Annotated in this window: 14 protein-coding genes; 2 read left to right on the plus strand and 12 right to left on the minus strand. The window is 35.8% G+C overall.

All coding sequences use genetic code 11. The annotated features are described in order from the left end of the window. Window positions 1-211 precede the first annotated feature (211 nt). The 5 genes from MKY30_RS21605 to MKY30_RS21625 all read right to left on the minus strand — a co-directional run bounded on the left by MKY30_RS21605 (window position 212) and on the right by MKY30_RS21625 (window position 3,448). On the minus strand, window positions 212-484 hold the full coding sequence (locus MKY30_RS21605) for a YlbG family protein (protein ID WP_147209638.1): 273 nt from the start codon (window positions 482-484) through the stop codon (window positions 212-214). 215 nt (window positions 485-699) lie between these two features. Next, window positions 700-1,137: a YlbF family regulator gene (locus MKY30_RS21610; protein ID WP_156986032.1), complete on the minus strand. Its 438-nt coding sequence runs from the start codon at window positions 1,135-1,137 to the stop codon at window positions 700-702. 401 nt (window positions 1,138-1,538) lie between these two features. After that, window positions 1,539-1,772: a YlbE-like family protein gene (locus MKY30_RS21615; RefSeq protein WP_147209640.1), complete on the minus strand. Its 234-nt coding sequence runs from the start codon at window positions 1,770-1,772 to the stop codon at window positions 1,539-1,541. A gap of 10 nt (window positions 1,773-1,782) precedes the next feature. Further along, the gene (ylbD, locus tag MKY30_RS21620) at window positions 1,783-2,187 is read right to left on the minus strand and encodes a spore coat protein YlbD (protein WP_147209641.1); all 405 of its coding nucleotides are present in this window, start codon (window positions 2,185-2,187) and stop codon (window positions 1,783-1,785) included. 193 nt (window positions 2,188-2,380) lie between these two features. Next, on the minus strand, window positions 2,381-3,448 hold the full coding sequence (locus MKY30_RS21625; RefSeq protein WP_147209642.1) for a CAP domain-containing protein: 1,068 nt from the start codon (window positions 3,446-3,448) through the stop codon (window positions 2,381-2,383). An 810-nt stretch (window positions 3,449-4,258) separates the two neighbouring features. On the opposite strand from MKY30_RS21625, the gene MKY30_RS21630 reads away from it, so the two are divergent. Further along, window positions 4,259-4,624, plus strand: coding sequence for a YugN family protein (locus MKY30_RS21630; RefSeq protein WP_147209643.1), 366 nt, complete (start codon window positions 4,259-4,261; stop codon window positions 4,622-4,624). Window positions 4,625-4,730: 106 nt separating this feature from the next. On the opposite strand, the gene MKY30_RS21635 is transcribed toward MKY30_RS21630, so the two are convergent. The 7 genes from MKY30_RS21635 to cyoE all read right to left on the minus strand — a co-directional run bounded on the left by MKY30_RS21635 (window position 4,731) and on the right by cyoE (window position 11,567). Next, a complete protein-coding gene (locus tag MKY30_RS21635) occupies window positions 4,731-5,186 on the minus strand; it encodes a DUF420 domain-containing protein (protein ID WP_147209644.1) in 456 nt (151 codons plus the stop codon). 240 nt (window positions 5,187-5,426) lie between these two features. Further along, window positions 5,427-6,332 (minus strand): cytochrome c oxidase assembly factor CtaG, encoded by a 906-nt coding sequence (gene ctaG / locus MKY30_RS21640; RefSeq protein WP_147209645.1) that lies wholly within the window; start codon window positions 6,330-6,332, stop codon window positions 5,427-5,429. A gap of 300 nt (window positions 6,333-6,632) precedes the next feature. Beyond that, entirely contained in the window at window positions 6,633-6,953 is a 321-nt protein-coding gene (gene ctaF, locus MKY30_RS21645; protein WP_156986030.1) for a cytochrome c oxidase subunit IVB, read from the minus strand. 3 nt (window positions 6,954-6,956) lie between these two features. After that, the gene (locus MKY30_RS21650; protein WP_147209647.1) at window positions 6,957-7,580 is read right to left on the minus strand and encodes a cytochrome (ubi)quinol oxidase subunit III; all 624 of its coding nucleotides are present in this window, start codon (window positions 7,578-7,580) and stop codon (window positions 6,957-6,959) included. Between the two features lies 1 nt (window position 7,581). Beyond that, window positions 7,582-9,429 (minus strand): cytochrome c oxidase subunit I, encoded by a 1,848-nt coding sequence (ctaD, locus tag MKY30_RS21655; protein WP_371863285.1) that lies wholly within the window; start codon window positions 9,427-9,429, stop codon window positions 7,582-7,584. A 42-nt stretch (window positions 9,430-9,471) separates the two neighbouring features. Next, complete coding sequence (coxB, locus tag MKY30_RS21660; protein ID WP_147209649.1) at window positions 9,472-10,554, minus strand: cytochrome c oxidase subunit II; 1,083 nt, start codon at window positions 10,552-10,554, stop codon at window positions 9,472-9,474. A gap of 68 nt (window positions 10,555-10,622) precedes the next feature. Beyond that, window positions 10,623-11,567, minus strand: a complete 945-nt coding sequence (gene cyoE / locus MKY30_RS21665; protein WP_147209650.1) for a heme o synthase — start codon at window positions 11,565-11,567, stop codon at window positions 10,623-10,625. A gap of 497 nt (window positions 11,568-12,064) precedes the next feature. Here cyoE and MKY30_RS21670 point away from each other — a divergent pair, with 497 nt between their 5' ends. Continuing rightward, window positions 12,065-12,982 carry a COX15/CtaA family protein gene (locus tag MKY30_RS21670; protein WP_147209651.1) on the plus strand — a complete coding sequence of 306 codons (918 nt, stop codon included), beginning with the start codon at window positions 12,065-12,067 and terminating at the stop codon, window positions 12,980-12,982. Window positions 12,983-13,153: the final 171 nt, after the last annotated feature.

Below are 13,153 nucleotides of genomic sequence, written 5' to 3' on the forward strand. Positions count from 1 at the left end.
GCACCTGCAGTAGTTTTGACTGCAGGTTTTTTCTTTTTATATGCAATTTTATCGTAGCTTAGTCTGCTGTATAAATCCCGCTTCTGGAAATAAGGAAAAAAATAAATTCTAAGGAGGGGAGCGAGTAAACTCATGTCCACTCACTTTATCATAATATCATCCTCAATAAAAATTCCTGTTGCAAAATACAAGCTGTTCTATTCAATCACACTTAAATTCCCATTTTATAATCATATTGCTTCGCCTTATCCGGTTTTGCATTTTCATAATTTGTCGGAATAAATGGCTTTTGGGATCGTTCCACTTTAGAAACGAAAGCAAACTGATTAAACTTTTTTTCAATCGCATCAATATCCTCGCGATTAACATAAATAACAGCATATCTATGTTTTTTAGATACATGAATAAGGTGACCATGTTTTTTTAGTTGTCTGACATTTTTCATATGTTGAAACCAGACAACAATTCCCTGCCTTTCTATCATGCTGCCATCCTCCCTTTTGTTTATATGTATAAAACGAAACTTGATATAGTGGAATGTTTTTTCCACTATATCCTAGTTGAATTGATCAGGAAATGAAATGACCGTTTTTATCCTAATCATATTAATAAATTTCTTCTATATTCTATGGCGAAAATTACGGATATTCATCCTGTGAGAAAGCAGGGTGTCTGCTCTACAGAACCTGCATGATTTTGTTATGATGCACAGCCGCAAGCTCCGCCACTCCCGCAGCCACAGCCGCTGTCTGTCAATGCTGCACCATCTTTAGGTGCTTTTATCTGCTCACTGACACTCTCAGCTACAAACTGGCTAATTTCATCCAAAAGTTTTTGCAGATTTCTTTCAGCAATTTTAAAAGCGGCTACTTTATCATGCATATCCATATCACGCTTTTTGGAACGCACCTGCTTCATAATATCATAATAATCCGGATGATACCTGCCGAACCGCTGTACATCTTCATAATGCTCTTTAACATCGGCAAATGTTTTAATTAGGTTCTGCGCTTCCTTATCTTCATCCAGGGCTTTCTTTGCTGATTGATATTGTTCCATTACATCGGATTGTAAAATCATTTTTCCAACAAATTCCGATTCATCTAATATATCTACATATTCCATTGTAGCAATCATTTTCACACCTCCGCGAACAAACAAATAAATGTAATAAAAAGAGATTATCTCTTAAGTAAGGTTTATGCCATTAACTATTAAAATAGATGTTATTTAGCTTAGCTTTATTATTAATCCTTAATAGTTATCCTTTTTATCATACCATTTTATGATTTGAAAGAAAACAGAGGCGACTTCTGAAAATTAAACAATATAAATTATTGAAAATGGTTTTAGAGGGACTGGTAACCACAGCAATGTTGTCCAGTTAACGTGGCTGCTACTGCAGGTTATGATAAGCTGAGTCACCTTAGGTTTCAGAAAAACACTGCACTTTCCGAAACACTTGATATACTGGCGTCGGCGTTATAACGCCGACGTCGATTTCTCAGCCTGCAATGAGGTTATTTGTTCTTTTGGCTTTAATCCTTCATCGATTTAGCCATCTCCGCAAACATTCTTACCATTTGTAATTGATTCGAGAAGTTATCTACTTTTTGGGGAAATGTTTTTCCATAAAATTTCTTTGCTTCTTTTTTTAGTTCGGTAAGACGATTAGGATCTCGCATCAAATAGCGATACCATATCGGATGATACCGGACAAATTCTGCAATATCTGGATTTTGTTTAAGATAAGTAATTACTTCATTATCCATTTTATCCCCTCTAATCTCTTCTTAATGAAAAAGGAGCATTAGGTGCCTTATTAGCAGAAGGCTTTTTAATATCACCAATCATTTCCTGGACAGTACCAATAGCTTTACTTAACTGCTCAATTTGTCCTTGTACCTTTTCTGTATCTAAATTTTGTGTGTAGTCCATAATCTGCCGGATAAGATCAGAATGATCCGTTTTCTTGCCTTTTTTGCTTTCTTGATTCTCCGGTTGTGTATCAATATCAGGTTCTTCGGTTTTAAATTCTTTCCAGAAAGGATCATCTTCATCTAAAATTGCCCACTTCTCATAAAATTCCTGCCATCCCCTGCCACTTTTTCTGATTTCCTCTAATAACTTAGGATGGCGATTCACAAAGTTTTTAAATGCTGCAACACTGGGATGTAATTGATTCATTCTCTCACCGTCCTTTTTTACAACTTCCTACAATAACTTATGTAAATTGCTTAAAAATGTGCTTATGACTCAGAATCCAAAATGTAAGCAGGGCCGTTTTTAACAATAGTTATTGATCCAAAAATATTTCATTATTTTTTAGCATAAATAAAGAAGTCAACAATCCTGATGACTTCTTTTACTAATAAGTATATTAGAATGGCTTTCCTAAAAAGTTCTGAGTGTAATAAAATCGATATACTCCGACTCCAAGATAGCTGTATTCATCACTTAATAATGCTTCCCGGTGACTTTCACTATTTAGCCACCCCTCCATCGCAGCAGGAGCATCCGGATACTGTGCAGCGATATTCTCTCCAGCCGCCACGTAAGCAACCTGTCTCGCCTCCAGCCGTTCTTTTAATCCATCCCCTTCTAAACTGACATGGGAAAAATAATCATTCTCATACATGTCCCTGCTATGATCATACGCAACCAGGCTGACCTGGTCATCCCACTCTAAACGAGGTAAGTCTCGCTGGTAACGCATAATATTAGAGATATCAAGAATTTGCTGTTCCATTCCAGTCTGAATTTCTCCCCATTCTTCCTCACTGAATTCAGGTTGTTCAGGCAGTTCGCCCCGATACTCAATTTCATATGGTCTCTGTAATAAAAGTGCATCTCCAGTAGAGATTCTTACTGAAGAAAGTGTTTCTGTAAATGTATCAAAATAGAATTGAATAAATGTATTATCGCTTATTTTTACTAAAGGTCTCATCTGAAGATCTTCTGTAGTTAATCGGAAAGTAAACGAAGAATTATCATCAGAATAGTCTACTTCACTTAAAAAAGGAAATTTATCTGCTATTTCCACATAACTAGCACCTGATTCTATTGGGGAAATCTCCAAGTCTTCTCCGATAGCATAAACTGATACAATCTCATCTCCCAAAACCCCAAACTGCCCATATTGGCTTTCCGAGTTATTATATACATACCATTCATAATTATATGCACTAACATCAATCCTATCCGGTTCTCCCAGCTCATCCGTAAGCTCCGTTGACGTCTTTCCTATCCATTGATATAAATCGCCTTCTAAATTCATCTGAGGAAGCTCTGCTGCTGTTCCCTTGGATTCTATTGAATCTTCATCTTCAGTCAAATGTGTTGTTACTTCCCTTACAATTTCTTTAGGTGATGAACTTATCTGGTTAATAACAATAAATATAAGGAGTGCAATAATCATGATTATCATAATATTACGAATCATTTTCATGATTTAACCCCCATCCAGCAGACAAATATATAATTGAAAATCTACTTATCTACTTTATACCCTATTGTTTACTATAGTATACTTTCAAAGTAAATTGCCGGTACTTGATATATCAACAATTCTTTATTATGTACGTATTCAAAAAAAACGCAATGATTTCAGCTGGGTATTGATTACTGCGCTCTTTAGTGGGGCGAGTAACCACAAATGTTTCCGGTACCCTGACCTAGTTCCAGCCCAATTAGAAATAATAAAAACAAGGCGACGAGTTTTTACGGGCAAACTGTTACAAGATATTGCCTGCTTCCACGTAAAATAAGTGATTTTAACAAAAGTTCGTTACCTCGCCATTTATCGCTTAAATCACTTTTTGAACATCATATATAATCCATTATAAAGCAAAAACACAAATAAATGTATCTAAACTATCTAATTTTAACATGAACTTGGAATTATAAAATTAAAATGTAAGCAGATGTTTAGAAAAACAAGAAAAATATTTGTTTTTAGTACTTACTCACAAAAAAGAAATTGGATAATATTAAACTAATTGTTGAATCTATCTGCTTCCTTATTTCATGAATGTAATAAGGTTAGTATCCTTTTTGTTACTTTGTAATGAAAAGCTTTTATAGTTTTCTAAATTTATTTGATATAATTTTATCAGAACCTAATTTATCAATTGCTTTCATATAGATCTCTTGATAAGTATGCCCTTTCTTTACTATCATCAACGGTTTCTATTGCATCTATTACTGTTTCGTATTATCCTTAAATTAAGCAGAATATTTTTGATGAGGTGAAAGTATAATGAGATTTGAAAACACAGGGATAGAAGACACGGTTATTGATGTTCAGGTATTGGATCATGTAACAGCTAATCTAGCGTTTATCCGTGCAGGACAATGGGATTATGAACGTGTTACTTATGATTACAAAATTGGCTCCAACGAAAAAAACATTACATACTATATTCGCGTACAAGGATATGCTATCGATGGGGATGTCGATAAACGCAATGCTGTTATTAAATTAATTACTCCTCTCCTCGGTAAACATTATTATCCTCATGGAGTAGAGTATGGTGAGGAAGAGAACTTTCCTGAAAGCGTTGTAGAAAGAGCAAACACACTGCTTGCAAAACTTAGTGAAGAACTTCAGTATTACAAGAAATAATAAAAAAAGAAAGTCAAATGAAACACAACGAAAAAGGATACAATGCTTATGTACAAGCATTGTATCCTTTTTTAAATTTAGTCTATATCAAAGCGGAAATGGTATCCTATAAACCTAAAATAGCTTTAATCATACTCGTCGTTTCACCTGGATCGTACATTACATACAAAAAGATATAAACGAGAACTCCCGTAATTGCTGTAAAAAACCAAATAATACTTGTTACGGGACCAATCTTACGATGCTTCTTAATATTCCTTTTAAATGCTAGAACAAGCGTCACAATTCCAAATACAGCCCCGACTGTTGCTAAAACAATGTGGAAAATCAGGAAAATAGTAAAATAAGTTTTTACATCATCAGGCCCGCCAAAGCTTGTATTTCCTATAAATACGGTGCGTGACACATAAATAATAAAGAAAAGCAGTGCACTGACAGCAGCTGCTATCATCACTTTTTTATGCTGCTTCCTTTTATTTTTGATAATTAATGCCCAGCCGATTGCTACAAGTATTGCACTTAAAGCAATAAAAAATGTACTTATTGTTGGTAGTAAATGCATTTCTTTATCCTCCAATATTTCTTTAAATATGTATTTAAAAAGATTATAAAAACATTCCTGCACGCAGAAAAAAGCGTTTTTCTTTTTCAAGGAACGCTTTTTTCACTCAGGGAAATTACTATTTTCTCTAAGAAAAGTAAGCTGGTTGGTTTATATATAATAAAATGATTTCCAAGCCTGCTTTTTAAAGCAGGCAAGTCCCGGTATAAATTCTTTTTATAAACCTCTTGAACACTTTTTTTAATGTGATTCTGCTGTAGTTGGCGGTAGCGGATCTATTTTATTACTTTCCCCTCTAAACCATGAAAAGATAACAACTGCCAAAATAGCTCCATAAGTAAATTCCTGCATAATCTTCATTATAATACCGCCTAGCTGCTGATCCTCTAACGTACTAATCGGCGTAAACATTTCTGGTCCAGTTAAACCAGGAGCAAGTCCCTGTAAAACATTTCCCGGTACGCACAGACTCATCGCCTGCATCCATGCGCCTCCCTGCGTATACGTGGCGTAAAGCGGTTCAGGAGCAAAAATAATCAATGCACATGCCGGTGTTATTAACACACTGTTTGCGAAAATATAGCCTATTTTCAATAAAGGCTGCATGCGGTCAAATTCCTTCAATGGAGACAGTAACGGAAATATCATGAAAAAAGCTGCAATAAATAGCACTCCATGCACAAAGAAATGAATGACTGGCGATGACTTCGCAAACTCAAAGAAAACAGGTACATGATAAACAGAAAATAAGCCATTAAATACTAATAATGATATTAAAGGTTTTGTTCCTATTTCTACAATAGGTTTAATGAAAGGCCGGTTAATTACTATTTTCCAAAACCAGACTGGTATTCCTACAATTATTAATATTGGAACAACAAGCAAAAAAATCGCCATTTGAATCATATGAGCAGTCAGTGTTATATGTGAAAGTAAATCAATTGGCGCACCTTTAACTAAGTATAAACACAGCAGTGCAGTATAAAAAGAAAATTGCTGCTTCACAGACGCTCTATCGTGGCCGCCAAACTTATACCGGTATGGACCTGTAATTAGAAAATAAGCTAAAGCAACCAGAACTATAAAAATCATAAAGTAGGGACTCCACAAGGCGCGAAACCCAAATATTTGTATATCTAACCACATACATAATCATCTCCACTTTAGTCTGCTCTGTCTATTATACCTTAAAACAAATAAGAATTCTCTAGTAGGATTGTGACGATTTTAAAACATATCTATATATTTCTCTATCTTAACATATGTAAACCAAAGAAACTGAAAACTCACGGGTTGCCTTCTCATCTTTCAGCATTCAAATCTCAACATGAATTTCCTTAAATAAGAATTAATTCAGTAAAATATTATATTTAAAAACGCTATGATGATTAATGAATCATCATAGCGTTTTTTAATTGAGAAGAGTTGAATTATACTATCTCTTGCTTACCACCAAGTAATAACCGTAAATGTTAATGCTACCATTACAGTAATGAAAACTCCTCCATAGATAATCTGGGAAGGTACTTCATGCCCTTTGTCCTTTAAGTGCATAAAGTAAAAAAACTGAAAACCTACCTGAACAAAAGCAAGGAGTAATATTATTGGAATAACGTAAGTAGATGGTACTTCTAACATCACAAGAGCAAATGCAACTAAGGTAAAGAAAATCATTAAAGCAAAACTGACTACCATTTTTTGCATTTCTTGTTTATTCTTTTGCTTTTGGAACGAATTAATTTTTCTTGTACTCATTTCATCCGTCATAAATTAACTCACCATCCCCATCAGATAAACAACTGTAAAGATGAATACCCATACTACATCGATAAAGTGCCAATATAGCGCAAATGTATTAAATTTAGGTGCATTATACAGATCCAGTCCCCGTTTCGCATTACGTACCATTAACGTGATAATCCATGATAATCCAAATACAACGTGCCCTCCATGGAACCCGACTAAAGCATAAAAGGCTGACCCGAATGCTGAAGATCGGAATGTAAACCCATAATCATGAATATAATGCGCAAATTCATAAATCTCACAGGCAAGGAAACCAATGCCCAATAATGCCGTAATCCCCATCCACAGCTGCATCTTTTTAAAGTCATTATTTTTCATGTGATAAATTGCATACACACTAGTTAAAGAACTTGTTAAAAGTAAAATAGTCATTAAAAATACTAACCCAAGGCCGTATAAATCCTGTGTTGTTGGTCCACTTGCATTAGAATTTTTCAAAGCAAGATATGTTCCAAACAGGCAGGCAAAAAGAACTGTTTCGCCACCAAGGAATATCCACAAACCCATAAATTTATGTTTTCCTTCAGTTGTTGCTTTTGAAGGATCTTTGGGCATATTCTTTGGATCAATGGAATGATCATGACTCATATTAATCACCCACCCTTTCTAGTTCTTCTTTAGAGATATGATGTCCGTGGTCATCTTTTAATGAACGGGTCAGCATACTGATCAATGCAATTGCCATTCCTGCATATACAGCAATTAACCAGTATTTGTTTCCTGTTTGATAAATAAATCCATAGGAAGCAATAGTAAACCCGATAGTCATAATTAAAGGAAGAATTGATCCATTTGGCATATGAATTTCATCTACAGGCTCTGCTGGAGTCATTTTTTTATTTCCTTCCATTTTTTCAATCCATAATGGATCCAATCCACGAACTAACGGCAATTGTTTATAGTTATAATGGACCGGCGGTGATGAAATTGTCCATTCAAGTGTACGCCCGCTTCCCCAAGCATCGCGAGGGGCTTTTTTACCTTTGATGGTTGTGTAGATTATATTAATCAAAAATACAATAACACCAAATGACATAAAGAAAGCACCAATGGAACTAATTAAGTTACCTGTATCCAACCCTTGATTTTCCAAGAATACCCAGTAACGACGCGGCATACCCATTAAACCTAAGAAATGCTGAATAAAGAATGTTAAATGGAATCCAACAAAGAATGTCCAAAAAGATATCTGCCCCAGTCCTTCATGCAAATATTTTCCAAACATTTTTGGCCACCAGTAATGCAGTCCAGCTAATATACCAAAAACTGTTCCTCCAACAATAACATAGTGAAAGTGTCCGATAACAAAGTAAGAGTCATGATATTGGTAGTCAGCAACAGCTGATGCAAGCATAACACCTGTCATTCCTCCAATAGTAAATGACGGAATGAAAGCCAACGACCATAGCATTGCTGAATTGATTTTAATGCTGCCTCCCCAAAGAGTGAACAGCCAGTTAAATATTTTAATTCCGGTCGGCACAGCAATTGCCATTGTTGCAACGGCAAAAATAGAGTTTGCAACTGGTCCCAGACCTACGGTAAACATGTGGTGAGCCCACACCATAAATCCTAAGAATGCAATTAAGAAAGTCGCAAATACCATTGCTGTATATCCAAACAAACGCTTCTTAGCAAATGTAGGGAAAACCTCACTAAACACTCCAAATACCGGTAAAATCAAAATGTATACTTCCGGATGTCCAAATATCCAGAATAGATGCTGCCAAATTACGGCGTTTCCACCTAATGCAGCATCGAAAAACGCAGAACCAAACATCCGGTCAAACATCATTAAGAATAATCCAACCGTCAATGCAGGGAAAGCAAATAGTATTAAGATACTAGCTACAAATGTAGTCCATGTAAACAACGGCATTCTCATATAAGTCATACCTGGTGCACGCATTAATACAATCGTAACAATAAAGTTAATACCGCCCATTAATGTTCCTGCTCCAGATAATTGCAGTCCCATAATATAAAAGTCAACACCATGACCCGGAGATTGTATTGATAATGGAGCATAGTTAGTCCAACCGGCATCAGGTGCACCAGTAAACCAGCTAAGGTTTAATAAAACTCCTCCAAATAAGAATAACCAGAATCCTAAAGAGTTTAGAAATGGAAACGCAACATCACGCGCTCCGATTTGCAGCGGCATAATAAAGTTCATCAATCCTAATAATATTGGCATTGCTGCAAGAAAAATCATGGTTGTGCCATGCATGGTAATCATTTCGTTATAAAGACCTGCACTAATAAAATTATTCTCTGGTGAAATTAATTGAATACGAATAATTACAGCTTCAAGACCACCCAGCAAGAAAAAGAATCCTCCCCCTGCAAGATAAAGAATACCGATCTTTTTATGATCGACAGTCGTTAGCCAATCCCATAAGGTAGCCCCGAAACCCCTTTTTTGAGCACTAGTCATACCCAAATTTTAAACCTCCCTTTTATAACTGTCTTTCATGTTTTAATCTCCTGCACTTTCAGGTGTAATTTCTGAAGGCTGCAGCTGCAATAAATATTCTGCAATACTTTCAGCTTCATCCTGACTAAGATCCGGATACTGACCTGTCATTTTGTTTCCCGGCTTGATAGATTCAGGATCCATAATCCAATCAACCAGGTTTTCTTTATTATGTTCTAAAATACCTGCAACCCGGGAACGATCTCCAAAGTTAGTCAGGTTCGGTCCAAAAGGTCCATTGTTCTGCGGACCAGCTTCAATACCAGAAGCAGCCGAATCTGTCGCATGGCAGTTCATACAGTTATTAGCTTCGAATAACTCCTGCCCTTCTTGAGCTACAGCGTTTTCAGGTTCTGCATCAGCATCAACATTTTGCATGTCATTAACCCATTCATCATATTCCTCTGGTGAAACAGCAATGACTTTAAAGTCCATCAATGAATGTGAAGGTCCGCATAACTCAGCACACTTACCCCAGTATACCCCCTCATCATAAGCTTCGATGTACATGGTATTTACGTTCTCTGCGTTAACATCCATTTTACCCGATATTGAAGGAACCCAGAATGAATGGATAACGTCAGAGGAGAGCATATGTAAATAAACTCGCTCACCAGTAGGGATATACAGGTCTTGACTTGTTTGGATTTCTTCTCCGGCATACTCAAAATGCCACCAATATTGATTTCCTTTTACGTTAACATTGATGAGTTCATCTGCCTTAGAATCATCTGCCAAATCAAATGTTGCCAGAACAGTAGGCACAGCAATAACTAACACCAAAATAATTGGAATGACTGTCCATATGACCTCCAGCTTGTGATTTCCTTCCACTTGTTTAGGAACATAATCTTCCTGTCCTTTTTTCCTGCGAAAACGGACCAGTGTAATCACATAAATCACCATAACCACAACGAACACGCCTGTCATGATTAATGTGGTCAGAATAATCAGATCCATGGATTTCTCTGCCCCATACCCTTTAGGTTCAAGTGCAGTCAGATTTTCGATTCCGCAGCCGGCAAGAAATAATGCAAGTAGCGTGAATACGAAAAATACTTTGGTTTTTCCCATCCAACCTCTCATGTAAGAATACCTCTCTTTCTTCTTGTTCTTTCCTTTTTATATTTTAATTTTTAAGGAATAACAAATCATTAATTAAATATCGGCAGTGTGACGATAATCATTAACGGAAATAAAATGGTTAAATAATTCAAAGAAAATATAAATACTAGATTAGCCCATTTCACATCTTTTTCCGTAAATAACCCCATAAAACCTATCACTAGCCAAGCAATATTTAATATTGTTGCCACAATGGTAAATGTCAACCCTAATGCAGGCATTAAGAAAAACGGCAATGGTAAAAGACAGGCAATATAAACAGCAATTTGTCTTTTAGTTATTTCCATACCTCTTACTACTGGTAACATTGGTACACCAGCCGCCTGATATTCTTCTTTCTTTTTCATTGCTAATGCAAGAAAATGTGGTGTTTGCCATATAAACATAATAAGAAACATTACAAATGGAACCACATGAAAAGAAGGGTCAACTGCTGCCCATCCAATTAGAGGAGGCATTGCACCGGATAAGCTTCCAATAGCTGTGTTTAAAGTATACCTTCTCTTTGACCACATGGTATATAAGACTACATAGCCAATCCAGCCAATAAAAGCAAATAATGCTGCATACCAGGTAGTAAACATTAATACTGCAAATCCAAGGAAACTTATAATAATTCCTGTTGTAAGCACTGCCCGCAATGAAAAGAATCCAGTTACAGTAGGTCTTTTCTTCGTTCTAGACATCTTAGGATCAATATCTACATCATACCAATTATTAATAATACATCCGCCGGCAATAACGAATGCACTTCCGATTATCATCAGAAGAAAGGCTCCCCAATAATCACTAAAGGAGGAGTTTGTTAAAGCGATGGCCACTAAAAAACCTGTTATTGCTGTAATTAAATTTGAATTTACAATTCCGATTTTTATAAGCGCCTTCACTTCTGACAGAAAAACAGTTACTTTTTGTTTGTTTGAAATAGTCGTGTTACCGATTAATTCCGAATAAGTCATATCTACTTTATCCATAATTTCCCCCCTTCGCACCAGTAGGAAGACATAATAATAAACAGAATACACGCGTTTGATTCTATGTACTCCGTTTCCTATCTAATTATAGCATGGATTTCTTTGACAATCTAATGAACTTTGAATATTATATTACAACAATTTGAACATCCAGCTAATAAGGAGATCGGAAAGTAGATAAAGAAAACAAATTATGTATATTTTCTATTTTTTTAGAACTTTAACTGTTCTTCTGCATACCCATCCATACTATATTTCTAGCAAACATAACTGAATTATGCAAGCTTTTTTTATTTGCTGATGAAAACTTTCAGAAAACATGATAGTATTAACAAGGGTTCGTTTATTATACTCTCTGCAGGCTGAAAACTGCCTTCATAACATGGATAGTTTTAGAGGTTGTTATATTTTGTTCAAAATTGGAAAGCGTTTCCCCCAGTATTTTTGGTAAACTGGAGATACTGTATATTTTTACATAGAAGTGAGGTTACATAGATATGTTGAAAAAACTAAAAATACTATCTGTGATAACGACCATAGGAATGCTTCCTCTTCTTCTCGGAGGAGCACTTGTTACAAAAACAGGTTCAGCAGATGGATGCGGAGACAGCTGGCCGCTTTGTGAAGGAGAATTTCTTCCTGCCAACCTGCATTTTGAAATGATAATCGAGTTAAGTCATCGAATGGTCAGTGGCGCAGTTGGTATATTAGTACTTTTACTTGCAATACTATCCTGGAAAGCATATAGAAATCATAAAGAAGTCATTTTCTTGAGTTTGTCTGCTTTATTTTTTATTATTGTACAGGCGCTTGTTGGCGCAGCTGCAGTTGTGTGGGGACAATCTGACTTTGTATTAGCTACACATTTTGGGATATCTTTAATTTGTTTCTCTTCCGTTTTTTTACTTATGTTATTATTCTTTGAAATTGATAAAAAGTTACATACAGAAGATATCCATATTAAAAAGCCCCACCGGATTGAAATCTATGCAATTTCTATTTACACCATGTGTGTAGTTTACAGCGGTGCATTGGTACGACATACAGAATCAAATCTGGTTTGTTCGGACTGGCCGTTTTGCTTCAACTCTGTGCCCTTTTCTATTGGAAGCTATACATTTAATCAATGGGTACAGATGGGACACCGTTTTGCAGCTGGAATTTTATTTTTGTGGACCATCTTCTTAGCGCTCCGCATGATAAAGAAGTATGGTGACAATAATGTTATGCGGTGGGGCTGGATTATAACGCCGGCACTGATTGCACTTCAGGTTATATTTGGAGCACTTGTAGTCTTCACGCAGCTTAATCTGTTTATCGCATTAATGCATGCCTTGTTTATCACATGTTATTTTGGAATGCTAAGTTACTTTATACATTTGTCATTCCGAAGCAGCAGAAAAGAAAAAGAATAGAATTTAACATATGGCTTAACTGTAAAACGAAAGGAACTACTGTTAAACAGGGTCCTTTCGTTTTTATCCTATAGTTGCGTATTTGTTCTATTAATTATTTAAAACCCAGGCGATGCGATTGCTTTATCTGGAATATACTTTTTGTTGTGTAGAAAACATTCTAAAATTACT

The organism is Oceanobacillus sp. FSL W8-0428, from assembly GCF_038004405.1.
Lineage (GTDB): Bacteria > Bacillota > Bacilli > Bacillales > Amphibacillaceae > Oceanobacillus > Oceanobacillus sojae.

Bases quoted from the DNA above. Each gene is read 5' to 3' on its own strand.
- MKY30_RS21670 (WP_147209651.1), top strand. From the start codon at position 12,065: ATGTTGAAAAAACTAAAAATACTATCTGTGATAACGACCATAGGAATG.
- MKY30_RS21610 (WP_156986032.1), bottom strand. From the start codon at position 1,137: ATGATTGCTACAATGGAATATGTAGATATATTAGATGAATCGGAATTT.
- ctaF (WP_156986030.1), bottom strand. From the start codon at position 6,953: ATGACGGATGAAATGAGTACAAGAAAAATTAATTCGTTCCAAAAGCAA.
- ylbD (WP_147209641.1), bottom strand. From the start codon at position 2,187: ATGAATCAATTACATCCCAGTGTTGCAGCATTTAAAAACTTTGTGAAT.
- MKY30_RS21650 (WP_147209647.1), bottom strand. From the start codon at position 7,580: ATGAGTCATGATCATTCCATTGATCCAAAGAATATGCCCAAAGATCCT.
- MKY30_RS21615 (WP_147209640.1), bottom strand. From the start codon at position 1,772: ATGGATAATGAAGTAATTACTTATCTTAAACAAAATCCAGATATTGCA.
- ctaD (WP_371863285.1), bottom strand. From the start codon at position 9,429: ATGACTAGTGCTCAAAAAAGGGGTTTCGGGGCTACCTTATGGGATTGG.
- coxB (WP_147209649.1), bottom strand. From the start codon at position 10,554: ATGAGAGGTTGGATGGGAAAAACCAAAGTATTTTTCGTATTCACGCTA.
- MKY30_RS21630 (WP_147209643.1), top strand. From the start codon at position 4,259: ATGAGATTTGAAAACACAGGGATAGAAGACACGGTTATTGATGTTCAG.
- ctaG (WP_147209645.1), bottom strand. From the start codon at position 6,332: ATGTGGTTAGATATACAAATATTTGGGTTTCGCGCCTTGTGGAGTCCC.
- cyoE (WP_147209650.1), bottom strand. From the start codon at position 11,567: ATGGATAAAGTAGATATGACTTATTCGGAATTAATCGGTAACACGACT.
- MKY30_RS21625 (WP_147209642.1), bottom strand. From the start codon at position 3,448: ATGAAAATGATTCGTAATATTATGATAATCATGATTATTGCACTCCTT.
- MKY30_RS21605 (WP_147209638.1), bottom strand. From the start codon at position 484: ATGATAGAAAGGCAGGGAATTGTTGTCTGGTTTCAACATATGAAAAAT.
- MKY30_RS21635 (WP_147209644.1), bottom strand. From the start codon at position 5,186: ATGCATTTACTACCAACAATAAGTACATTTTTTATTGCTTTAAGTGCA.